19 protein-coding genes are annotated in these 21,920 nt (G+C 64.1%); 12 read left to right on the top strand and 7 right to left on the bottom strand.

Annotated features, from left to right (window positions below; translation table 11 throughout):
- The first annotated feature begins 35 nt into the window (after window positions 1-35).
- The 7 genes from smc to BSY18_RS18640 all read left to right on the top strand — a co-directional run bounded on the left by smc (window position 36) and on the right by BSY18_RS18640 (window position 10,118).
- On the top strand, window positions 36-3,479 hold the full coding sequence (smc, locus tag BSY18_RS18665; protein WP_069051501.1) for a chromosome segregation protein SMC: 3,444 nt from the start codon (window positions 36-38) through the stop codon (window positions 3,477-3,479).
- 15 nt (window positions 3,480-3,494) lie between these two features.
- Window positions 3,495-3,653 carry a hypothetical protein gene (locus BSY18_RS21485; protein ID WP_156317921.1) on the top strand — a complete coding sequence of 53 codons (159 nt, stop codon included), beginning with the start codon at window positions 3,495-3,497 and terminating at the stop codon, window positions 3,651-3,653.
- Between the two features lie 150 nt (window positions 3,654-3,803).
- Entirely contained in the window at window positions 3,804-4,265 is a 462-nt protein-coding gene (locus BSY18_RS18660) for a hypothetical protein (protein ID WP_150126334.1), read from the top strand.
- Window positions 4,262-6,556 (top strand): adenylate/guanylate cyclase domain-containing protein, encoded by a 2,295-nt coding sequence (locus tag BSY18_RS18655; RefSeq protein WP_236823412.1) that lies wholly within the window; start codon window positions 4,262-4,264, stop codon window positions 6,554-6,556. The genes BSY18_RS18660 and BSY18_RS18655 overlap by 4 nt, the downstream gene beginning before the upstream one ends.
- Before the next feature lie 68 nt (window positions 6,557-6,624).
- Entirely contained in the window at window positions 6,625-6,978 is a 354-nt protein-coding gene (locus BSY18_RS18650) for a hypothetical protein (RefSeq protein ID WP_069051499.1), read from the top strand.
- Window positions 6,979-7,113: 135 nt separating this feature from the next.
- Window positions 7,114-7,773, top strand: a complete 660-nt coding sequence (locus BSY18_RS18645) for a hypothetical protein (protein WP_171900278.1) — start codon at window positions 7,114-7,116, stop codon at window positions 7,771-7,773.
- Between the two features lie 200 nt (window positions 7,774-7,973).
- Window positions 7,974-10,118, top strand: a complete 2,145-nt coding sequence (locus tag BSY18_RS18640; RefSeq protein WP_236823411.1) for an AsmA family protein — start codon at window positions 7,974-7,976, stop codon at window positions 10,116-10,118.
- Between the two features lie 65 nt (window positions 10,119-10,183).
- Here the strand turns inward: BSY18_RS18640 and katG are convergent, their stop codons facing one another.
- The 4 genes from katG to uvrB all read right to left on the bottom strand — a co-directional run bounded on the left by katG (window position 10,184) and on the right by uvrB (window position 15,501).
- The gene (gene katG, locus BSY18_RS18635; RefSeq protein ID WP_069051497.1) at window positions 10,184-12,427 is read right to left on the bottom strand and encodes a catalase/peroxidase HPI; all 2,244 of its coding nucleotides are present in this window, start codon (window positions 12,425-12,427) and stop codon (window positions 10,184-10,186) included.
- A gap of 151 nt (window positions 12,428-12,578) precedes the next feature.
- Window positions 12,579-12,899 (bottom strand): HigA family addiction module antitoxin, encoded by a 321-nt coding sequence (locus BSY18_RS18630; RefSeq protein WP_069051496.1) that lies wholly within the window; start codon window positions 12,897-12,899, stop codon window positions 12,579-12,581.
- Window positions 12,868-13,155 (bottom strand): type II toxin-antitoxin system RelE/ParE family toxin, encoded by a 288-nt coding sequence (locus BSY18_RS18625; RefSeq protein WP_069051495.1) that lies wholly within the window; start codon window positions 13,153-13,155, stop codon window positions 12,868-12,870. Before BSY18_RS18625 ends, BSY18_RS18630 begins: the two co-directional genes overlap by 32 nt.
- A 165-nt stretch (window positions 13,156-13,320) precedes the next feature.
- The gene (gene uvrB, locus BSY18_RS18620) at window positions 13,321-15,501 is read right to left on the bottom strand and encodes an excinuclease ABC subunit UvrB (RefSeq protein WP_069051494.1); all 2,181 of its coding nucleotides are present in this window, start codon (window positions 15,499-15,501) and stop codon (window positions 13,321-13,323) included.
- A 156-nt stretch (window positions 15,502-15,657) separates the two neighbouring features.
- Here uvrB and BSY18_RS18615 point away from each other — a divergent pair, with 156 nt between their 5' ends.
- The 5 genes from BSY18_RS18615 (at window position 15,658) to BSY18_RS18595 (ending at window position 19,777) form a co-directional block, all read left to right on the top strand.
- Window positions 15,658-16,224, top strand: a complete 567-nt coding sequence (locus tag BSY18_RS18615) for a DUF3617 domain-containing protein (RefSeq protein WP_054133595.1) — start codon at window positions 15,658-15,660, stop codon at window positions 16,222-16,224.
- A 101-nt stretch (window positions 16,225-16,325) separates the two neighbouring features.
- Window positions 16,326-17,432, top strand: coding sequence for a serine hydrolase domain-containing protein (locus BSY18_RS18610; protein ID WP_069051493.1), 1,107 nt, complete (start codon window positions 16,326-16,328; stop codon window positions 17,430-17,432).
- A 51-nt stretch (window positions 17,433-17,483) separates the two neighbouring features.
- On the top strand, window positions 17,484-17,879 hold the full coding sequence (locus tag BSY18_RS18605) for a VOC family protein (RefSeq protein ID WP_069051492.1): 396 nt from the start codon (window positions 17,484-17,486) through the stop codon (window positions 17,877-17,879).
- A 205-nt stretch (window positions 17,880-18,084) separates the two neighbouring features.
- The gene (locus BSY18_RS18600) at window positions 18,085-19,440 is read left to right on the top strand and encodes an amidohydrolase (protein ID WP_069051491.1); all 1,356 of its coding nucleotides are present in this window, start codon (window positions 18,085-18,087) and stop codon (window positions 19,438-19,440) included.
- 10 nt (window positions 19,441-19,450) lie between these two features.
- On the top strand, window positions 19,451-19,777 hold the full coding sequence (locus BSY18_RS18595) for an HNH endonuclease (protein ID WP_171900277.1): 327 nt from the start codon (window positions 19,451-19,453) through the stop codon (window positions 19,775-19,777).
- Window positions 19,778-19,829: 52 nt separating this feature from the next.
- Here the strand turns inward: BSY18_RS18595 and BSY18_RS21590 are convergent, their stop codons facing one another.
- The 3 genes from BSY18_RS21590 to pufC form a co-directional block, all read right to left on the bottom strand.
- Window positions 19,830-19,955 carry a hypothetical protein gene (locus BSY18_RS21590; RefSeq protein ID WP_255352527.1) on the bottom strand — a complete coding sequence of 42 codons (126 nt, stop codon included), beginning with the start codon at window positions 19,953-19,955 and terminating at the stop codon, window positions 19,830-19,832.
- A complete protein-coding gene (locus BSY18_RS18590) occupies window positions 19,956-20,687 on the bottom strand; it encodes a hypothetical protein (protein WP_069051490.1) in 732 nt (243 codons plus the stop codon).
- Window positions 20,688-20,804: 117 nt separating this feature from the next.
- A complete protein-coding gene (gene pufC, locus BSY18_RS18585) occupies window positions 20,805-21,920 on the bottom strand; it encodes a photosynthetic reaction center cytochrome PufC (RefSeq protein WP_054133600.1) in 1,116 nt (371 codons plus the stop codon).

Below are 21,920 nucleotides of genomic sequence, written 5' to 3'. Positions count from 1 at the left end.
CCCCCGCCTTCAATACCCCTGCCTTCACCGCGCCGATGCGGTTCAAGCGATTGAAGCTCAGCGGGTTCAAGAGCTTCGTCGAACCTGCCGAACTGCGCATCGAACCCGGGCTCACCGGCATCGTCGGCCCCAATGGTTGCGGCAAATCCAATCTGCTCGAGGCGATCCGCTGGGTGATGGGCGAAAGCTCGGCCAAGTCGATGCGCGGCGGCGGGATGGAAGACGTGATCTTCGCCGGCACCGCGACCCGCCCCTCCCGCAATTTCGCCGAAGTCTCGCTGCTTACCGAGGTCAGCCAGCCGGTGTTGGCGGCGGTCTCGGTCGAGGATGGCGAGCTGGAAGTCGTCCGGCGGATCGAGCGCGGCGCAGGCAGCGCCTATCGCGCCAATGGCCGCGATGTGCGCGCCAAGGATGTCGCCCTCCTCTTCGCCGATGCCGCAACCGGCGCGCACAGCCCGGCTTTGGTCAGCCAGGGGCGGATCGCCGCGGTCATCTCCGCGCGGCCTTCCGAACGCCGCCAGATGCTTGAGGAAGCCGCCGGAATCGCAGGCCTTCACGTCCGCCGCAAGGATGCCGAGCAGAAACTGCGTGCAACCGAGGCGAACCTCGAGCGGCTGCTGCAGGTGCTGGGCGATATGGAAGCGCGCGCGGCGACGCTGACCAAGCAGGCGCGCGCCGCCGAGCGCTATCGCGCGCTCAGCCGCGAGATCGCGCTCGCCGAAGCGCGCGCGCTGTTCGCCCGCTGGCGTGCCGCAGCAGACGCGGCGAAGCAGGCGCGCGACGAGGCAGGGGCTGCAGAAGCACGGGTGGTCGCAGCGCAGACCGCTCAGGATGAAGCACAGACCCGCCAGCGCACGACGATCGAAGCGGTGGCAACCGCGCGGATGGCGCTGCAGACCGCGCGCGAGGCGAGCCAGTCGCTCGCGCATCGGGTCGCCAGCCTGACCGCCGAGCGCGACGCCGCAGCGCAGCGCCTGGCCGATCTCGACCGCCAGCAGGCGCGGATCGCCGAGGACAGTGCGCGCGAAGACCGATTGACGCACGATGCCACCGCGGCGCTGGAGCGGCTCGAGGCGCAAAACACGCGGGTGCAGTCCGATCTTGCCGCCGAAGACGCGCGCGGCCCGGCGCTGACCCAGGCGCAGGATGGCGCCGAGCGCGCGGTCCGCGAGGCGGAAGTCGCGCTGGCCGAAGCACGCGCCGAGCTTGCCCGCGCCGATGCCGATATCAAGGTCGCCGATGCCGCGCTTGCCACCGCACGCACGCGCGAGGTCCGCGCGCGCGACGAGCTCGAGCGGACCCGCGCCCAGCTGGGTGGTCTGGGCGATGCCGCCGCGCTGGCACGGTTGCGCGACGAGGCGCTGGCCGACTGCGCCCGCACCTCGGCCGATCGCGAGGCGGCATCCAGAATGCTGGCCGAGGCGCAATCCGGGCGCGATGCGCTGGTGGCAGCGCGCGATGCCGCGCAGTCCGATCTTGCCACGCTGCGCGCCGAGACCAACGCAATGGCGCGCGAGATCGAGGCGCTGACGCGCGATCTGGCCAGGCGCTCCGGCAAAGGCGATCGCGCGCTCGATCAGGTTCAGGCGGACAAAGGCTTTGAGAAAGCACTGGCGGCAGCGCTAGGAGAGGATTTGGGTGCGGTGATCGGCGCGGCGCAGGGTGACGGCCATTTCTGGACCGGAAGCGCCAGCGAGCCCGTTACAATCACGGCGTCGGAGGCTACCGTCCGGCTGGCTGATCATGTCCGCGCGCCCGATGCGCTGCGCGCCCGGCTGGCGATGATCCTGGTCGCCGACACCGATGACGGCCAGGCGCTCGCCCCCGGGATGCGGCTGGTCACCCGTGATGGCCGGATGCGGCGCTGGGACGGTTTCATGTCTTCGGGCGATGGCGCGGGCGCGGCGGAAAGGCTCGAACGCCGCACCCGGCTGACCGAGCTCGAAGCCGCCCGGCCCGCGCTTGCGGCGCGGCTGGACGCTGCCGACGCCATGCTTGGCGAGAGCCAGCAGCGGCTGGCCGAGGTGCAGGCGCGGATCGCTGCGGGGACCGCCGCGCTCAATGCCGCCGAAGTCGCAGAACGCCAGGCGCTGCGTGACCGCGACCAGGCCGAACACGCGCTGACCCGTGATGGCGAGCGCCGCGACGATCTGGCCGAGCGCATCGAGCGGCTGGCGCAGGATACCGCCGCTGCAGAGGCGGAGCGCGCAGCAGCACAGGCAGCACGCGCGTCGCTTCCCGATGGCGGGGCCCAGCGCGAGCAGGTCACCCTGCTTGCCGAACGCACCCAGGCCGCGCAGAACGCGCTGCGCTCGGCGCATGCCGCGCTCGCCGCGCAAGGACAGGCGCTGGCTGCGCTGCGCGAACGCCGCGCGACGGTCCGCGCGGAGATCAAGGGCTGGCAGGGCCGCTCGGGCGAGGCGGCGCAACGATTGCGCGACATGCAGCTGCGTGCCGCGGAACTGGCAGGCGAACGCGAGGCGATCGCCGACAAGCCCGCAGCGCTGACCGCGCAGATCGCCGCGCTCGAGCAATCGGTGAAGGACGCGCGCTCAGCCCAGGCGCAGGCCGAAAGCGATGCAGCCAAGGCAGAAGCGACGCTGGTGCAAGCCGAGCGGATCGCCGCGGCGGCCTCAGAAACCCTGGCACTTGCCCGCGAGGAGCGCGCAGGGGCCAGCGCGCGCGCCGAGCATCAGGACCAGCGGCGGATCGAGCTTGCCCAGGGCTGCGGCGAGCGCTTCCAGTGCCCGCCCCCGGTGCTGCCCGAGCGCTTCGGCTTCGACCCCGAGGGCATCGCCGGAGCCGATAGCGAAGCCGCCGAGCACGAGCGGCTGACCCAGGCGCGCGAACGGCTGGGCGCGGTCAACCTGATCGCCGCCGACGAACTCGCCACGCTGGAAACCGAAATGGCGACGATCCGCGCGGAGCATGACGAGCTGGTCGAGGCGATCGGGCGGCTGCGCGGATCGATCGGCGCGCTCAACCGCGAAGGGCGCCAGCGCCTGCTGGCGGCATTCGCCGCCGTGGACGGCCATTTCCGCGATCTGTTTGCGCGGCTGTTCAACGGCGGCAAGGCGCATCTCGAAATGATCGACAGCGATGATCCGCTCGAGGCGGGGCTAGAGATCATGGCGCAGCCGCCCGGCAAGCGCCTGTCCTCGCTCACATTGCTCTCGGGCGGCGAACAGGCGCTGACCGCGGTTGCGCTGATCTTCGGCCTGTTCCTTACCAACCCCGCACCAATCTGCGTGCTCGACGAGGTCGACGCGCCGCTCGACGACGCCAATATCGATCGCTTCTGCGACCTGCTCGACCACATGGCCCGAGTCACCGACACCCGCTACCTCATCGTCACCCACAACGCCGTCACGATGAGCCGCATGCACCGCCTGTTCGGGGTGACAATGGTCGAGCAGGGGGTCAGCCGCCTCGTGTCAGTAGATCTTGGCGGCGCGGTTGATCTGCTCGCGGCGGAGTAGCTTGACGCAAGGGGTTTGATTGAAATCCCAGACGATCGTTTTGTCTATGGCGAAGATCGTATCGTATCCTTCGGTGAACTGGATGGTCGCGCTGTCGCTATCGTCTGGACGGGGCCCGGCTGGCAGAGCCGGATCAATGCCGAACTGCGCAAGGCGTTGAAACTCGACGGCTGAACATCGACCCGGTGTTCGGCTGGACAAAATTTCAGCCACGTGTCCGCTGTCACAGCCTATTGTCCCAAATATGGCAAATGGTCTGTTAACCGCGCTTGACTTGCGCCGTTACCGATAGGACCACAGGCAGCGGGGACGATCGACTGCGACATGACACTTGCCCAAACTGCACCTGACACGCTTTCCGACATGCGCGCGGCCAACCTGCATCTGCAGGCGACGATCGATGGCCTGCGCCAGTCGCTCGAGGCGGCAGCGGTCGAGGCCGACCGGCGCGTCACCCGCGTCCAGTCCGAAGAGGCCGCGCGGATCGCGGACCTGACCGTCACGATCCAGCAGATGCGCGATCAGATGGAGATGCAGCAACAGGCGCATGACCGCGCGCTGCAGGCAGACCGCGCGGGTGCGCAGGCCGAAATCGCCCAGCTCAGGGGCAGCATCGATGCCCTTCGGCTGACGCTGGACGGCGAACGCGCCGTATTCGATCAGGCGCGGATGACGATGGAAGCCGAACATGCCCGCGAGCGACTGGCCCTGCAGCAGCAGGTCCAGGCGCTGCGCGAAAGATTGGACGAACACGTGGTCGCACACATGGGACAGACCGCCGCATGACACCCCCCATAGCCGACACCCTTGCCCGCCCGATGACCGAAGACCAGCGCGCCGCGGCCTTGCGCCGCACCGAGGTGCTGCTCGAGGTCACCCGCAAATGCGCGACGATGACGCAGATCGATGGCGTGCTCGCCATGCTCGTCGAACTCACCTCGCGCGAGCTCAATTGCGATCGCGGCACATTGTTCCTCAACGATCCCAAGACCGGCGAGCTCTATTCGCGTTTTGCGCAAGGAAGCCAGAGCCAGGAAATCCGCATCCTCAACACATCGGGCATCGCGGGCGAGGTCTTCCAGACCGGGCAATCGCTGATGGTCAAGGACGCCTATGCCGATCCGCGCTTCAACAGCACGGTCGACCAGCGCACCGGCTACAGGACGCGCAACATCGTGTGCGTTCCCGTCCGCACTCCGCTGGGCCAGATCATCGGGGTGATGCAGAACATCAACAAGCACGAGGGCGACTTCACCGCCGAGGACGTCTCGCTGCTCGAGGAGATGACCAGCCAGGCGACGGTGTTCCTGCAGAGCCTGCAATCGATCGAGGAGATCGAGCAGGTCCGCGCCAAGGAGCTCGCGTTTCTCTCGATGATTTCCGAGATCAGCTCGGAAGTCGATCTCACCCGGCTGCTGCAGCGCGTGGTCGCCGAAACGGTGCGGATGTTCGAGGCTGAACGTGCGACTATCTTCATCCACGACAAGGCCACCGATACCTTGTTCTCGATGTTTTCAGCCGGCGGCAAGGTCAACGAGATCCGTTTCCCGTCGAGCGCGGGGATCGCAGGTACGGTGTTCACCAGCGGGCAGAGCCTCAACATCCCGCACGCTTATGCCGATCTGCGCTTCAACCCCAGCTTCGATCGGCAGACCGGCTTCTTCACCCGCTGCATCCTGTGCGTGCCGATCATCAACAAGCAGGGCGAGGTCATCGGGGTCACTCAGGTGCTCAACAAGAAGACCGGCGCGTTCACCGACAAGGACGAGCAGCAGCTCAAGACCTTCACCGGGCAGATCGCGATCGCGCTCGAGAACTCCAAGCTGTTCGACGACGTCCAGCGAATGAAGCTCTACAACGAGTCGGTGCTGCAAAGCATGTCCAACGGGGTGATCACGCTCGATCCGCTGGGCAAGGTGATCACCTGCAACCAGGCGATCGAGCGGATCTGGGCGTGCAAGGCGGCAGAGGTCCAGGGCCAGCTGCTGTCCGATCTGCTCGGCGAGACCGGTGGCTGGATCATCGAGCGGATCGAGAAGGTGAAGGAGGAGCGCATCAGCGACATCTTCCCCGATGCCGATGTCGCGCTGTCGGGCGTGCACAAGTCGGTCAACCTCACGATCATGCCCCTGGTGTCCGAAAGCGACGACAGCAAGCTGGGATCAATGCTGATGGTCGAAGACATCAGCAGCGAAAAGCGCATGAAATCGACGATGTCGCGCTACATGGACCCGGTGATCGCCGCGCAGATGATGGATGGCGATGCGCTCGACCTATTGGGCGGGGTCAGTGCCGAAGCGACGATCATGTTCACCGATGTCCGCGGCTTCACCACCATCACCGAGGAATATGGCGCGCAAGGGACGGTGTCGTTCCTCAACGAATATTTCAGCCTGATGGTCGACTGCATCACCGCGCAGGGCGGCATGCTCGACAAGTTCATCGGGGATGCGATCATGGCCTGCTTCGGCCTGCCGATGCCGCACGACGATGATCCCGATCGCGCCGCGCGCGCAGCCATAAATATGATCCGCACCTTGTGGGAATGGAACGCGCAGCGCCGCGACAAGGGGTTGAAGACCGTCGACATGGGCGTGGGCATCCACACCGACAACATCGTTTCGGGCAATATCGGCAGCCCCAAGCGCATGGACTACACCGTGATCGGCGATGGCGTGAACCTCGCCAGCCGGCTGGAAAGCGCGTGCAAGGCCTATTCCGCGCGCATCCTGGCGAGCGAGACCTCCGTTGCCAAGTTCAACGGCACCTACCGGATGCGCGATATCGATCTGGTGGTGGTCAAGGGCAAGACTGCACCGGTGCGCGTCTTCGAACTGCTCGACTATCACGACGCGCAGTCGTTTCCCGCGATGCGCGATGTGCTCGGCCATTTCGAGGACGGCATGATCGCCTATCGCGCCGCCCGCTGGGACGAGGCGATCGCCCGCTTCGAGAAATGCCTGTCGCTGAACCCGGGCGACGGCCTGTCGCGCACCTATGTCGACCGCTGCCGCGCGATGCAGGCCAACCCGCCGACACAGGCGTGGGACGGCGTCTGGGTGATGAAGGACAAATAATCACAATGCGTATTGACATCCCTGATCTTTGACAGCGTTACTGCTGCCGAAGCAACGGGGGCGTTTGCATGTCGATCACAGATGATGACCTTGAACAGAAGTTCGTGCGCTTTGCCGAACCCAAACAGATACTGTTTCTGAGTGCAGACCTAGTCGGATCAACCGCCCTAAAGCAGAAGAAACGCAAACAGCGAAAGAGAAATGTCCATCATCCTGACACGCAGGAGTGGGCAACGACACTGCAGTTCTTTTTCACCAGTCTCGGACATTGCTTCGACAAGAAATGGAGCGAACGCAAGGCACATCTGCTGAGCCTCAAGGATGCGACGCTGGTTGAAAAAAGGCTGGGCACCAAGCCTATACTTTGGAAAACGATCGGCGACGAACTGGTTTACCGCAAATACGTGGCCAATCGTCATTAGGCAAAAGAGTGCATCGACATCTGGATCAATGCGATCCAGGAGCTCTACAAGAGGTTCGAAAAGGATCTCAAGAATCCCGAGATTTCGATCAAATCGACCGCCTGGGTCGGTGAATTTCCGATACAGAACAAGGTTTTGGTTGGCGTCCAGTTTTCAGGATTTTCGGGCCAGGATGGCAATAACCCTGGGCCCGAGCATAATGCCAAGTTGGAAAAAGCAACAAGCGCGGAAGCCGCCACCCGTTCGCAAAAAGCAGATCAGCTTGGAACCTCTCCAGCCCAGTTGCTGGACATCCTGGACGGCTTTGAGAGCAACCCGGTCAAAAATGGCGTCGAGATCGATTTCATCGGCCCTGCGATCGATATCGGGTTTCGACTGACCAAAAAGGCAACACCCAGAAAATTCGTTCTGAGCATTGATGCGGTGTTCCTCTACGTCCTGTCGGAACTGTCCGGCGACGGCGGTTCGCTATCCAATGTCAAGATCAACTATGACGGCTCAGAAATTCTGCAAGGAGTTCTGGGCGGCCTGCCCTACCCGATCTTCTGGATCGACATGAGCAAAAGCGATTCATCCGAAGTCATCGCCGACCAGTTCCTGTTCAGCAAGAACCCGATCGACAAGAACAGCATCTATAAATACTGCATGAAATTCTACGAAGAGAAGCTGAACTATGTCGATCGACCCTATATCATGACCGACGACGGTGTCAGCAAGACGCTGATCAACAAGTTGCCCAAATGGTATGATATTGAACGCACGCGGCTGAAGAAGGACTTTTTCGGGCCTCGCTGACGTCCTGCCGCTACCGGAATTCGCGCAGCCCGCCGAAACACTGCGCGCATGACGGCTAAAGGGCAAATCGGAGCTGCGGGCAACGATATGGCCGTTCGTGTGTTGGCTCCAGACAGCTTTTTTCCGCCGTCCGCAGCTGCGCTCCTTTCCAGCCGAGGAAAAAAGGGCAGAGGCTCGGGCCATTCGTGCTAGGCGCAATAATGAACCCGACATCGCACGACGCATCCGATCCCGCTTCTGTCACCCCCGCGCCTGTTCCCACTCCGTCGGAGCTGACCCCGCCTGATAGCGCCGAACGCCGCAAGCGCCGTCTGCGTATCGCGCGCAATATCGCGGTCGGTGTGCTGGGCACGCTGTTTGCCATCTGGCTGATCCTTTTCATCACCAAGGGGCGCTTTCTCAAGGGCCCGGTCGAAGGCATCGCCTCATCGCTGACCGAACGCGAGGTGGCGGTGAAGGGAGACTTCCAGCTCTACTTCGCGCCTTTCAGGATCAAGTTTTTCGCCGAAGGACTGACGGTTTCGAACCCGGAATGGGCGACGCGCCCCTATCTGTTCACCGCGCGAAGGATAGACACCCGGATCGCGCCGCTGCCGCTGCTGCTCGGCAACTGGCGGTTGTACTGGCTTGACCTGACCGAGGGCGCGGTCGATCTCGAATGGAACGCCCGGCGCACCGCCAACACCTGGACATTCGACAGCAGCGGCGATGCCAAGCCGCTGGAGTTGCCGACGATCGACCGGGCTTCGCTGCGCGATACCAAGGTGCGATACCGCGACCCCGTGCTCCAGCTGCTGACCGATCTCGACTTCGCCTCGGTGGTGTCGAACGATGCCAGAATCGGCCAGGCGGTGCGGTTCACCGGCGACGGCACGTTGCGCTCGACCCCCTTCACGCTCAAGGGCGCGCTGCTGACCCCTGATGCCACGGTACAGCGCGGCCAGAACAAGCTTGAGCTGCAGGCGCGCGCTGCCAACAACATCATCGATATCTCGGGCACCCTGCCCAGTCTCGCCGATATCGAGGGCGTACCGCTGGCCACCAGGGCGCGGGGCCGCAATGCCGCCGAGCTGTTGGGGATCATCGGCGTCGTCATCCCGCGCACCCGGACCTACAAACTCAATGCCACGCTGGTGAAGAGCGACCGCGAATATCGCTTCACCGGCCTGAAGGGCACGTTCGGCGACAGCGACATCGCGGGCAAATTCACCGTCAACATGGCGGGCGAACGGGTGCATGTCGATGCGACGCTGGCGACAAAGACACTCGACATCATCGATGTCTCACCCTTTATCGGCTACAATCCCGATGTCGTGGCGGCGCGCGGCGTCCAGGCGGCGGCTGCGGAAAGCGGTGCGGCCCCTGCCCGTCTGTTGCCCAATGCCAGCCTTCGCGCCGAAGGGCTGCGCGTGTTCGACGCCGATGTGCGTTACACCGCTGCCCGGTTGCGGTCGGACAGCATTCCGATCAGCGACATCTCGGTCACCGTCGATCTCGATGATGGCATGCTCAAGCTGTCGCCTCTGGTGCTGACCATGGCGCGGGGCAAGCTTGAGTCCGATATCGCCATCGATTGGCGCCGCCGCCCGGCGCGCACGCAATATGACATCCGTCTGGCCTCGACCCCGATGGCGCAGCTGCTCAGCGGGTTCGGCGTCGCCGAGGCGGGCACCACCGGCACGGTCAAGGGCCGCATCCAGCTGACCGGCGATGGCGACGCGCTGCACGATTCGCTCGGCAGCGCATCGGGCCGGATGGCGTTCGTCATCCCCAAGGGCACCTTCTGGACGCGCAACGTCCAGCTGGCAGAGCTAGATTTCGGCACCTTCGTCCAGAAGATGTTCGAGGACAAGCTGAAGGACCCGGTGCAGATCAATTGCGGGCTGGTCGCGTTTACCGTGCGCAAGGGCGCGGCGGCGGCGGACCCGATCCTGATCGACACCACTAAGAACGTGATCACCGGGCGCGGCGGCTTCAGCTTCGCCACCGAGCAGATGGACATGGCCTTCCGCGCCGATGGCAAGAAGTTCAGCCTCGTGTCGGGCCAGTCGCCGGTGCAGATCGGCGGCTATTTCTCGTCCGCCAAGCTCAACGTCATCAGCCCCGAACTGCTGGGCCGCGCAGGCTTGGGCCTGGGGCTGGCGGTGCTCGCCGCGCCGCCTGCTGCGCTGCTGGCGTTCGTCGATGTCGGCGATGCCAAGTCTGCCGCCTGCGGTCCGGTGCTGCAGGGCGCAAGGGCCGCCGGCCAGCGCACCACCAAGGGCAAGCCGCGAGACGATGTCGGCAACGGCAAGAAGGCGACCAGCGGCAAGAAGGACGACAAGAAGTTCCTCGGCATCTTCTGACCGGACATGAAAACGGCGGCGCAGGGTTGCCCCTGCGCCGCCGCTTCGTGTCAGGTCATCAAGCCTTACATCAGGCCGAGGTTCATCACCTTGGTCCAGGCTGCGACGAAGTCCTGGGCAAACTTCTGCTCGCCGTCGCTTGCAGCATAGACTTCCGCCACCGCGCGCAGCTCGGAGTTCGATCCGAACACCAGGTCGACCGGGGTTGCGGTCCACTTGACCTGGCCCGACTTGATATCGCGGCCTTCATACAGCCCCGGATTGCCCGCCGACTTCGACCACTTGCTGCCCATGTCGAGCAGGTTGACGAAGAATGCGTTGTTGAGCTGCCCCGGCGTGGTGGTGAACACGCCATGCTTGGACCCGCCGGTATTGGCATCCAGCGCGCGCAGTCCGCCGACCAGCACCGTCATTTCGGGCACCGTCAGGCTGAGCAGGTTGGCCCGGTCGATCAGCATGTCCACCGGCGCCATCTCGCTGGCCGCGCTGTAATAGTTGCGGAAGCCATCGGCAGTGGGCTCGAGCGATGCGAACGAGCTGACATCGGTCTGCGCCTGGGTGGCATCGCCGCGACCCGGGGTGAACGGCACGGTCAGGCTGTGCCCGGCCTTGGCTGCGGCCTGTTCGATCGCCGCATTGCCGCCCAGCACGATCAGATCGGCGAGCGAGATCATCTTGCCGCCCTTCTGCGCCTTGTTAAACGATGCCTGCACCGCCTCCAGCTTGCTCACCACGCGGGTGATCTCGGCCGGATTGTTGACCGCCCAGTCCTTTTGCGGGGCCAGACGCACGCGGCCGCCATTGGTGCCACCGCGCATGTCGGTGTCGCGGTAGCTTGCGGCTGCCGCCCATGCCGTGCGGATCAGCTCGGGCCCGGTCAGGCCACTGGCGAGAACCTGCGACTTGAGCGATGCGACATCGTTTGCATCGACCAGCGGATGCGTCACCGCGGGCACAGGATCCTGCCAGATCAGGTCGACCTTGGGTGCGTCTGCGCCCAGATAGCGGGTGCGCGGGCCCATGTCGCGATGGGTCAGCTTGAACCAGGCGCGGGCAAAGGCATCGGCGAACGCGTCCGGATCCTTGTGGAAGCGTTCGGACACCTTGCGATAGCCCGGATCCATCTTCATCGACAGGTCGGTGGTGAACATGATCGGCGCGTGGCGCTTGGTCTTGTCATGCGCATCGGGGACCAGATTGGCCGCGTTCTTGTCGCTGGGGATCCACTGGATCGCACCTGCCGGGCTGCGGGTCTGCACCCAGTCGAACGCGTAGAGATTGTCGAAATACTGGCTGGTCCAGGCAATCGGATTGACCGACCAGGCGCCTTCCAGGCCGCTGGTGATGGTGTCCGCGCCCTTGCCTGTGCCGCACTTGTTGACCCAGCCGATGCCCTGCTGTTCGGTCGCGGAACCTGCCGGATCGGCGCCCATGCAATCGTCGGGCTTGTGCGCGCCATGCGCCTTGCCGAAGGTATGGCCGCCCGCGATCAGCGCCACGGTTTCCTCGTCGTTCATCGCCATGCGGCCGAAAGTCTCGCGGATGTCACGTGCCGCTGCCAGCGGATCGGGGTTGCCGTTCGGACCCTCGGGGTTGACGTAGATCAGGCCCATCTGGACCGCCGCGAGCGGCTTTTCCAGCTGGCGGTCGCCATGATAGCGATCGGCGGCGAGGAACTTCTTCTCGCGGCCCCAATAGACCTTGTCGGCCTCCCAGTCGTCGGTGCGGCCACCGGCGAAGCCGAAGGTCTTGAAGCCCATGGATTCGAGCGCGACGTTGCCGGTGAGCACCATGAGGTCGGCCCAGCTCAGCTTGCGGCCGTACTTCTGCTTGATCGGCCACAGCAGACGGCGCGCACGATCGAGGTTCACGTTGTCGGGCCAGCTGTTGAGCGGCTCGAACCGCTGCTGGCCACCGCCCGCACCGCCGCGGCCATCGGTGACGCGATAGGTGCCCGCGCTGTGCCAGGCCATGCGGATGAAGAACGGACCGTAATGGCCGTAATCGGCCGGCCACCAATCCTGCGAGGTGGTCATCAGCGCCTCGATGTCCTTCTTCACCGCAGCGATGTCCAGCGTCTGGAATTCCTTGGCGTAGTCGAAATCGTCGCCCATCGGGTTCGACTCCGCAGCATGCTGGCGCAGCGGCGACAGGTCGAGCCGCTCGGGCCACCAATCCTGGTTGGACATCGCAGCCGAGCGCGCGGGTCCATCGGTGACGGTGGGGGCGTTCTCGGCACTCGCCAGCGCTGCAGGCGCGGACAGGCTGAACGCCAGCAAGGCGAACACGGAAACAGATGTGCGATTCATGGGTTGTGGCTCCTGGCAAACCGGCGAATTCGCCGTTCACCAGAGGTTAAGCCCAACCCGCCTGATTTAGAAAACCGATTTTCCTGATATATGTTAGTGAGAAACTAGATCAGGAGGGGCGCTGCAGGCGGTAGCGAGTCCTGTGAAGTGTTCAGGCGGCCCGCTGTATGATCCGGTCGAGTTCTGCGCCTTCGCTACGAAGGACCTCCTCGATATCCCAATGGTTTTGGAGCCTCAGGAAAAATCCGTCTGACATTCCAAAATACCGGGCGAGGCGCAGATCGATACGCGCATCCACATCCTTCCGGCAATCCATGATGGCGATGATCTCGTCCACATCGATGCCGGAACCTGCCGCGACGTCTTCTACCGGAATTTCGGTGCCGATCAGAAAATCTTCACGCAGGATGTCGCCGACATGGACGTTGTCCAGCCGCTCATCATCCAGTGTGATAGTCCTCGATCCGGACATCGTGGGCACCTCCGTCGGACCAGTTGAACGTCAGCCGCCACTGGTCGTTGATACGCACACTATATCGCAACGGTTGATAACCTTTCAACTGCTCAAACCGGTTGCCGCGCGGCACCCTCAGCTCTTGAAGTTGCTCGATGGAATCGAGTTGCAACAGCTTGCGCAAGGCCGTGGCCTGGATATCCGGCGGCAGTTTGCGACTTGGCTTGCGTTGCCAGATCTTTTCGGTTTCTCGGTCGCCAAACGAACGGATCATGCTGGCTTCCCTGCGAAGCCAAGATCATATCCAGTAGCAAGAAGTGGACGGTGCAGTTTGGCTGGCGAGCACATGAAGACCTCGTCGGATTGAACCCAACAGGACTAATAAACAAAATTCCAGCATCCCGGGGGAAAACTTATCCTCAAGAATCGAGGGATTTCGTCAGAACTTCCGCTGCGTCTTCCCGTAGCGCATCTTGCGCGTGCCAGGCTTACCCTCAGTCGCCCGACCCTTCGGCGCAGCCACGCGCTGTTCGACCGGTAGCCCCAGCTCCTCCGCCTCCAGCTTGCGGATCTCGTCGCGCAACCTTCCGGCTTCCTCGAACTCGAGATCGGCAGCGGCGGCGCGCATCTTCTTCTCCAGCTCCTCGATATAGCCACGCAGGTTGTGGCCCACCATGTGCGGGCGGTCCGCATCGCCGGTATCGATCAGCACACTGTCCTTGCTGGCGACATGCGCGATGATGTCGCCGATGTTGCGCTTGATCGTCGTGGGGGTGATGCCGTGCTCTTCGTTGTACGCCACCTGCTTCTCGCGGCGGCGGTCGGTCTCGTTGAGCGCGCGTTCCATGCTGCCCGTAATCCGGTCGGCATAGAGGATCACGCGGCCCTCGACGTTGCGCGCGGCGCGGCCGATGGTCTGGATCAGCGAGGTTTCGCTGCGCAAGAACCCTTCCTTGTCTGCATCCAGGATCGCGACCAGCCCGCATTCGGGGATGTCCAATCCCTCGCGCAGCAGGTTGATGCCGATCAGCACGTCGTAAACCCCAAGCCTGAGGTCACGGATCAGCTCGATACGCTCCAGGGTCTCGACGTCCGAGTGCATGTAGCGGACCTTGATTCCCGCCTCGTGCATGTATTCGGTCAGGTCCTCGGCCATCCGCTTGGTCAGCGTGGTGACCAAGGTGCGATAGCCTTGCGCCGCGACCTTCTTGCACTCGTTGATCAGGTCATCGACCTGCTCCTCGACCGGCTTGATCTCCACCGGCGGATCGATGAGCCCGGTGGGACGGATGACCTGTTCGGTGAACACGCCGCCGGTCTGCTCCATCTCCCAGTTGCCCGGCGTCGCCGAGACGCTGACCGTCTGCGGGCGCATCGCGTCCCACTCGTTGAACCGCAACGGGCGGTTGTCGATGCAGCTGGGCAGGCGAAAGCCGTATTCGGCGAGCGTCAGCTTGCGGCGGTGATCCCCGCGCGCCATCGCGCCGATCTGCGGCACCGTCTGGTGACTTTCGTCGAGGAACAGCAGCGCGTTCTCCGGCAGATATTCGAACAAAGTCGGCGGCGGCTCGCCCGGCAGGCGACCGGTGAGGAAGCGCGAATAGTTCTCGATCCCGGCGCAGCTGCCGGTCGCGGCGATCATCTCGAGGTCGAAATTGGTGCGCTGCTCCAGCCTTTGCGCCTCAAGCAGGCGTCCCTCGATCTCGAGCTCCTTCAATCGTTCGGTCAGCTCGAAGCGGATGGCCGCTGCCGCCTGCTGCATCGTCGGGCCGGGGGTGACATAGTGCGAGTTGGCGTAGACCCGAACGCGCTCGAGCTTGTCGCCGGGCTTGCCGGTGAGCGGGTCGAACTCGCTGATCGATTCCACCTCGTCGCCGAAGAACGAGATGCGCCAGGCGACGTCCTCATAGTGCGACGGGAACAGCTCGAGCGTATCGCCGCGCACGCGGAAGTTGCCGCGGGTGAAGCTCGCATCGTTGCGCTTGTACTGCAATGCGACCAGCTTGCGGATCAGCTCGCGCTGGTCGACGCTTGTCCCTGCCTTGATGTCGAAGATCATCGCCGAATAGGTCTCGACCGAGCCGATACCGTAGATGCACGACACCGATGCGACGATGATCACGTCGTCGCGCTCGAGCAGCGATCGGGTGGCCGAATGGCGCATCCGGTCGATTGCCTCGTTTACCGAGCTTTCCTTCTCGATGTACGTGTCCGAGCGCGGCACATAGGCCTCGGGCTGGTAGTAATCATAATAGCTGACGAAATACTCGACCGCGTTTTCGGGGAAGAAGCTCTTGAACTCGCCATAAAGCTGCGCGGCGAGGATCTTGTTGGGCGCCAGGATCAGCGCGGGGCGCTGCGTCGCCTCGATGATCTTGGCCATGGTGAAGGTCTTGCCCGAACCGGTGACGCCGAGCAGCACCTGATCTTGATCGTGCGCCCTGATGCCCTCGACCAGTTCCTTGATCGCGGTCGGCTGGTCGCCCGAGGGCGTGTATTCGCTGACCAGCTTGAACGCGCGCCCGCCCTCGGCCTTTTCGGGGCGCTGCGGCTTGTGCGGCACGAACGTGCCATCGGTTTGCGGCTCTTCAAGACCACGTCGGATTACCAGTTCTGCCATGCACCGGGATATGCGCAGGCGAAGGGCGCGGCGCAAGGGCTGGCACCCGACAAATCGGGGCGATATGCCGGGACAATTGCAATCGCCAAACGGCATCTCTAGGGTTCGGCGCAGGAGATGCGGTCGCGCGTTCACCAACCGGTTTTTGGAGATGAGATGATGAAGGTGTTGCAGACTGTATCGATCCTGGCGCTCCCGCTGGTGGCGCTGGCCGCCTGCAGCGGCGGCGGCGCGGACAAGGATGGCGACGGCAAGATCAGCAAGGAAGAGGTCGTTGCCGAAGCCGAAGCGATCAAGTTCAGCGCTGGCGAATGGGAAAACAAGGTCGAGATCGTCGATGTGAAGTTCGACGAGAGCAAGCTCCCTCCCGAGGCCAAGGGCATGACCGGCGCGATCGTCAAGCAGATGGTCGGCCAGGTGCAGACCACCAAGAACTGCCTGACCAAGGAAGAGGCCGAAAAGCCGGGCGCCGATTTCCTCGCCGGGGCCGAGAACGACGAGTGCACCTACAAAAAGTTCGACCTTTCCGGCGGCAAGATCGATGCCGACATCGCCTGCAAGGGCAAGGAAGCGGGCCAGCAGGGCGACATCAAGCTGACCGGCACCTACACCGCCACCAGCTATGACATGCAGATGGCGATGGTGATGGCATCGCCGCAGAGCGGTTCGATGACGATCAAGGCGAAGAACAGCGCCAAGCGCATCGGCGAGTGCAAGGGCTGATTTGCCTGTCCATGCCTGTTGTGCCGTCATCCCCGCGAAAGCGGGGCTCCCGCTTTTCTGATTGGACATCACGCATAAGCGGGATTGCCGCCTTCGCGGAAATGACGGTGTTGGTAGCGCTGATGCTGGGGGCCTTCGCCGCCCCCGCCACCGCGCAGACCGACGACAATGTCCGCATCGAGCTGACCTTCACCGCCGACCAGCTCGGTCGGTCGAAGGTCTCGGGCCTTGCCCACCGGCCCTCGATGCGCGAGGCGACGCTCGACGATCCGGTGCGGATCGCGTCGATCTCAAAGCTCGCGGTGGGCGTTGCGGTGATGCGGCTGGTCGACAAGCAGGCGCTCGATCTCGATCGCGACGTCTCGCTGTATCTCGGCTGGCGACTGGTCCACCCGCAGCACCCCGGAACCAAGATCACGCTTCGGCTGCTGCTGTCGCACCAATCGGGGCTGACCGATGACGCGGGCTATTTCATCCCGCTCGATGCGAAACTTGCCGACCTGCTGGCCCAGCCCGAGGCCTGGGATGCGAGCCACGCCCCCGGCAGTTTTTTCCGCTATGCCAATGTCAATTATCCCGTGGTCGCCGCGGTGATGGAAGCGGCGACGGGGCGCCGGTTCGACCGGATCATGACCGAAGAGGTATTCGATCCGCTCGCAATCCCGGCCTGCTACAACTGGTCGGGCTGCAAGACCGACGCGCGCAAGGACGCGATCACGCTCTACCGCCCCGATGGAAGCATCGCGCGCGATGACTGGATCACCCAGCCCGAGCAATGCGCGTCGATGACGACCCGCGATGGCCGATGCGATCTCGACGCCTATCTGCCCGGACAGAACGGATCGGCCTTTGGCCCGCAGGGCGGTCTGCGCATTTCCGCAGGCGGTCTGGCGCGGCTGGGTCAGATGCTGCTGGGTGGCGGCGACGGGCTGCTCACCCCGCAATCCTTTGCCGAGCTGATCCGCGCGCAATGGCGCTTCGACGGCAGCAACGGCGATGACGACAAGGGCTATTTCACCGCCTTTGGACTGGGGGTCCAGCGCATCGAGCAGGCCGATGGGCGGGTGTGGATCGGTCATCCGGGGGAGGCCTATGGCCTGCGCGCCGGACTGTGGGTCGACCGCGCCGGCGGGCAAGGCGTGGTGCGGATCAGCACCGGCCATGCCGAAGATTACCCCGTAGGTCATTGTCTTGTCGCATGCCCGTGATAGGTTGCAAAGCGCAACCCGAATCGACGGGCAGCATGCAGGAGATAAGCGATGATCGGTTATGTGACGGTTGGCACCAATGATCTCGACAAGGCACGCGCATTCTATGCAGGCCTGGTCGGTGCGCTGGGTGGCAGCGAGCTGATGCGGATGGAGGAAAACGGCTTCACGCTGTTCGGCACGCAATGGGGCGTCCCCGGCATCGCGGTGACCCGGCCCTATAACGGCGAGCCAGCCAGCGTAGGCAACGGCACGATGATCGCGCTGGCCTTGGATGCCCGCGCCAAGGTCGACATGCTCCATGCCAAGGCGCTGGAACTGGGCGGCAGCTGCGAGGGCGAACCGGGCCTGCGCGGACCCGAAGGCGACCAGGCTTTCTATGGCGCCTATTTCCGTGACCTCGATGGCAACAAGCTGTGCGCATTCAAGGTGGGTCCGGCGGACTGATTTGCCCCTCTGCTCTCCGGCGCAATTGGCCGGTTTGCTTTGCGCAACTTTTATCGTCACCCCCGCGAGCGCGGGGGTCCCGCTTCTGCGCGACCGCAAATGAAAGCGGGATTCCCGCGCTCGCGGGAATGACGATAGATTAAGCGATTCTAAGCGCTATAGTCGCTTGGACGGCGCGTGAACGCCTGGGGAAAAGGGGAAATCGATGAATAAGGCAACCGCTTGGGGCTTGGTCGGCAGTGCCATGGCACTCGTTCTTGGAGCACCGGCGCAGGCGCAAGATGCGCTCGGCAAGGCGGTTGCCAGCGATTACGACACCAAGCTGGAAAAGCTGTTCCTCGATTTCCACGCCAACCCCGAGCTATCGTTCAAGGAAACCCGCACCGCAAAGATCATGGCGGCGGAACTGCGCGCGGCAGGTGCGGTGGTGACCGAGGGCGTGGGCACCACCGGTGTCGTCGGCATCATGAAGAACGGCAATGGTCCGGTGATCATGGTGCGCGCCGACATGGACGGCCTGCCGCTCGCCGAGGACAGCGGCCTCGCTTATGCGTCCAAGGTGAAGCAGATCGATATCGACGGCACCGAAAAGCCGGTGATGCACGCCTGCGGGCACGACACCCACATCACATCGATGGTCGGCACCGCGCGGCGGCTGGCGGCGATGAAGGACCAGTGGAAGGGCACCGTGGTGTTCGTCGTCCAGCCCGCCGAGGAACGCATCGGCGGTGCGGCCAAGATGATGGAAGACGGCCTTTACACCCGCTTTCCCAAGCCCGATTACGCGCTCGCCTTCCATGTTTCAGCCGGCACCCCCACCGGCAAGATCGAGATCCAGCCGGGGCTTGCCGCCTCCTCATCCGACTCGGTCGACATCACAGTCTTCGGCGTCGGCACCCACGGCGCCTATCCGCACATGGGCAAGGATCCGATCCTGATCGGTGCGGAGATCGTCGTTGCGCTGCAGACGCTGATCTCGCGCGAGATCTCGCCGCTTGAAGCGGGCGTGGTGACGGTCGGATCGTTCCATTCGGGGTTCAAGCACAACATCATCTCCGACAAGGCCGAACTTCAACTCACCGTGCGGTCGAACGACAACAAGGTGCGCAAGACCCTGCTTGATGGCATCAAGCGGATCGCCGAGAATGTCGGACGGCTGAACGGCCTGCCCGAGGACAAACTGCCCAAGGTGCGCGTGGGCTTTGAATCGACCCCGGTGACGGTGAACGACAAGCCGCTGACCGAGCGGATCACCAAGACCTTCGCGCGGCGCTTCGGGACCGGGGCGCTGCTGACCAGCGAGCCGCAGACCGGCATGGGCGCGGAAGACTTCGCCTATTTCGTCGCGCCCAATACCGATGTGCCAGGGCTGTACTTCAACGTCGGCGGCACCCCGCAGGCGGATATCGACGCGGCCAAGGCGGGCGGGCCGCCGGTTCCTGCGCACCACTCGCCGTTCTTCAAGGTCGCCCCGCGCGAATCGATCACACTGGCGACAGAGGCGATGGTGACCGCGGTGGTCGACCTGCTCGGCCCCGGCAACGGCCCGACCGCGGATTGATGCACGTCTGATGGCCAAACGCCGTGCCTGGGAAGAGGAAGAGGACGACGAGGCGGCAGCGCCTGCGCCCGTCCCGTGCTGGCTGTGCGGCCGCGATCTGGGCGAGGTGGTGGAATATCACCACCCTGTGCCCAAGAGCCGTGGCGGCAAGGGCCGCGAGCCGGTCCACCCGATCTGCCACCGCACCATCCACGCGCATTTCACCAACAGCGAGCTTGCCCGCACCAATGGCGACCCGCAGGCCTTGCGCGATCACCCGGAGGTCGCGAAATTCCTGACCTGGGTGGCGGGAAAGCCCGCGGACTTCAACGCGCCGACCAAGAAGAAGGACCGGTGATACTCCACTCCCGCTCAGGCTGAGCGGATGTGGGAAGATACCCCTGGCCCCATCAATCCTTGGGCGGCTTGCCCGCATCGCGCACCTGCCAGTATTGCCATGCGCACAGGCCCAGCACGACCGCCCCGGTGAAGGCCATCTCGATGATGCCGATATTGTTGCCGATCCATTCGCCCATTCACGCCTCCTGCTTGTGCGCCCGGCCCGGCTGACCGCGCCGCGCCGGGCGTGCGCCCAGCGTGAAGCGGATGATCAGGCCGATGCCGATGATGCTGGGCACTGCCCAGATCAGCGGGTTGAAGACATGATCGGGCACCAACCGGATCAGCCCGACCGAGAGAAACGCGGTATAGGCGGAAATCCCCATGCCGAGCAAAGCGCGGAAATGTTCGGGCACATGCGCGCGCGGCGGGGGTGAGGCACGCCAGACATAGAATTGCTGAGTCGCCACCGCCGCCAGCCCGACCGTTGCCACCGCCGCCATCAACGGCTGGCCGATGCTGAGCCCGAAATAGCCGCACCACAGCGCCGAGGCGATCACCGCGCCGAACATTGCCTGATAGCGCAACCCGCGCAATGCGGCTCGGTTGGCGCGGTGGCGCACAACCGCCAGGCCATAGATGGCAAAACCGATGGTGAGCGTACCCAGATACAGCATCATCCAGCCGAACAGCCCGGCAAACAGCACCCGGTTGGTGATCATCGGCAGCCGCTGTTCGGGCCCGTAGAGCGAGAGCAGCGCCATCAGGACCGCCAGCGTGCCTGCGGCGAGGAATGCGTATGTCCCGATCCGCCCCCATTTGCGGTGCGCAGGGCCACCCTTGCGCGCGGCGATCGGCACCCAGAACGCAATCAGCCCGGTTGCTCCGGCGATGACGTGGAGAACAACCAGGGCTTCAAACAGGTGCATGCATGGGGCCTAAAAAAATCCTCCCCGAGCTTGTCTCGGGGAGGGGGAGCGCCGACCGCAGGTCGCTGCGCGGGTGGTCCCCCTCCCCCAGCAAGCTGGGAGAGGAATTGTATCAGCTCAGTTCCCGGCTGCCGCTGCTGCGGCAGGAGCCGCTGCTGCTGCGGCTGCGCCGGTGGCAGGAGCCGCGCCCGGAACCGCCGGAGCAACAACCGGTCCGACCGTACGCAGCGCCGGATAGTCCTTGGCCATCTGGGCACCGCCCAGAGGCTTGCGCTGCATCTGGTGGCAAGTTGCGCAGTTGGTCTTGTAGGGATCACCCTGAGGGCCAAGCCGGTTGGCCGGGAAAACGCTGGCCAGCGGATGGATGTATTCCTCGTTGGTGTTCTTCACCATCTGCAGGCCATACCAGGCCAGGGCGCGCTGCGGGCTGCTCTGTTCCCAGCGCGCAAACGAGCGGCTGTTGTGGCAATAGGTGCAGTTGACGCCCAGCGACTGCGACAGATGCATCATGATGGCATAATTGCCTTCTGCATCCTTGACGCTCTGCCGGTTGGCGGTGGTCGGATGGATGGTCTTGGAGATCACCCGCGCCGGTCCCGAATTGCCGCGCATGTACTTGGCATAGGTGCCCACCGGCAGCGAGGCATAGGCCACCGACGGGTCGGGGGTGTTCTGGCCGCGCTTGTTACCCATCAGACGTCCGTCGGACGGCCTGGGATCGGTCCACACATATTTCGGAACGGCATTGCCGCGGTGGCAGGTGTAGCAGGTGACGCCGGTCTGCTTGACGTGATCCGAATAGTTCTGGTTGATGTTCTGCGTCATCTGGATCATCCGGCGCGCGACAACCTTGGTGTACTTGCTGTCGTCAGCCAGATTTTCGGCATTGTGGCAGTAATTGCACCCGGCTTCCTCGGCCGGCGCATCGGCCGGAACGATCCACTGGGTGATCGCCGCCATGGTGTAGTCGAACTCTTCCTGGCTGACATTCGCCAGCACCTTGACGTTCTGATACACCTCGCCCGCCTTGGGCCCCGAGGGGGCGGGCAAAGCATAAGGCGGCGGCGGCACATCGCCGGGCGCGACCACATTTTGCGGATCGACGATCTGGACGATGCCGGTGCCGCGATACCCGGTCTGCTGCGATTGCTTGGGACCGAGTTCGCATCCCGCCAGGGCGAGGCCGGCAATAGCCAGCGCCCCCATGGCGGTCAGTTTGGAAAGACTAAGCAT

Origin of the sequence: Blastomonas sp. RAC04 (genome assembly GCF_001713435.1) — a bacterium.
GTDB lineage: Bacteria > Pseudomonadota > Alphaproteobacteria > Sphingomonadales > Sphingomonadaceae > Blastomonas > Blastomonas fulva.
Note: the sequence above shows the minus strand (reverse complement) of the source record. Positions and strands in the feature narration are given on the sequence as shown.

Bases quoted from the DNA above. Each gene is read 5' to 3' on its own strand.
- pufC (WP_054133600.1), bottom strand. From the start codon at position 21,920: ATGCTTAGTCTTTCCAAACTGACCGCCATGGGGGCGCTGGCTATTGCC.
- BSY18_RS18600 (WP_069051491.1), top strand. From the start codon at position 18,085: ATGAATAAGGCAACCGCTTGGGGCTTGGTCGGCAGTGCCATGGCACTC.
- BSY18_RS18605 (WP_069051492.1), top strand. From the start codon at position 17,484: ATGATCGGTTATGTGACGGTTGGCACCAATGATCTCGACAAGGCACGC.
- BSY18_RS18595 (WP_171900277.1), top strand. From the start codon at position 19,451: ATGGCCAAACGCCGTGCCTGGGAAGAGGAAGAGGACGACGAGGCGGCA.
- BSY18_RS18640 (WP_236823411.1), top strand. From the start codon at position 7,974: ATGAACCCGACATCGCACGACGCATCCGATCCCGCTTCTGTCACCCCC.
- BSY18_RS18625 (WP_069051495.1), bottom strand. From the start codon at position 13,155: ATGATCCGTTCGTTTGGCGACCGAGAAACCGAAAAGATCTGGCAACGC.
- BSY18_RS18655 (WP_236823412.1), top strand. From the start codon at position 4,262: ATGACACCCCCCATAGCCGACACCCTTGCCCGCCCGATGACCGAAGAC.
- BSY18_RS18590 (WP_069051490.1), bottom strand. From the start codon at position 20,687: ATGCACCTGTTTGAAGCCCTGGTTGTTCTCCACGTCATCGCCGGAGCA.
- BSY18_RS18660 (WP_150126334.1), top strand. From the start codon at position 3,804: ATGACACTTGCCCAAACTGCACCTGACACGCTTTCCGACATGCGCGCG.
- smc (WP_069051501.1), top strand. From the start codon at position 36: ATGCGGTTCAAGCGATTGAAGCTCAGCGGGTTCAAGAGCTTCGTCGAA.
- katG (WP_069051497.1), bottom strand. From the start codon at position 12,427: ATGAATCGCACATCTGTTTCCGTGTTCGCCTTGCTGGCGTTCAGCCTG.
- BSY18_RS18615 (WP_054133595.1), top strand. From the start codon at position 15,658: ATGATGAAGGTGTTGCAGACTGTATCGATCCTGGCGCTCCCGCTGGTG.
- BSY18_RS18630 (WP_069051496.1), bottom strand. From the start codon at position 12,899: ATGTCCGGATCGAGGACTATCACACTGGATGATGAGCGGCTGGACAAC.
- BSY18_RS18650 (WP_069051499.1), top strand. From the start codon at position 6,625: ATGTCGATCACAGATGATGACCTTGAACAGAAGTTCGTGCGCTTTGCC.
- BSY18_RS21590 (WP_255352527.1), bottom strand. From the start codon at position 19,955: ATGGGCGAATGGATCGGCAACAATATCGGCATCATCGAGATGGCCTTC.
- uvrB (WP_069051494.1), bottom strand. From the start codon at position 15,501: ATGGCAGAACTGGTAATCCGACGTGGTCTTGAAGAGCCGCAAACCGAT.
- BSY18_RS18610 (WP_069051493.1), top strand. From the start codon at position 16,326: ATGACGGTGTTGGTAGCGCTGATGCTGGGGGCCTTCGCCGCCCCCGCC.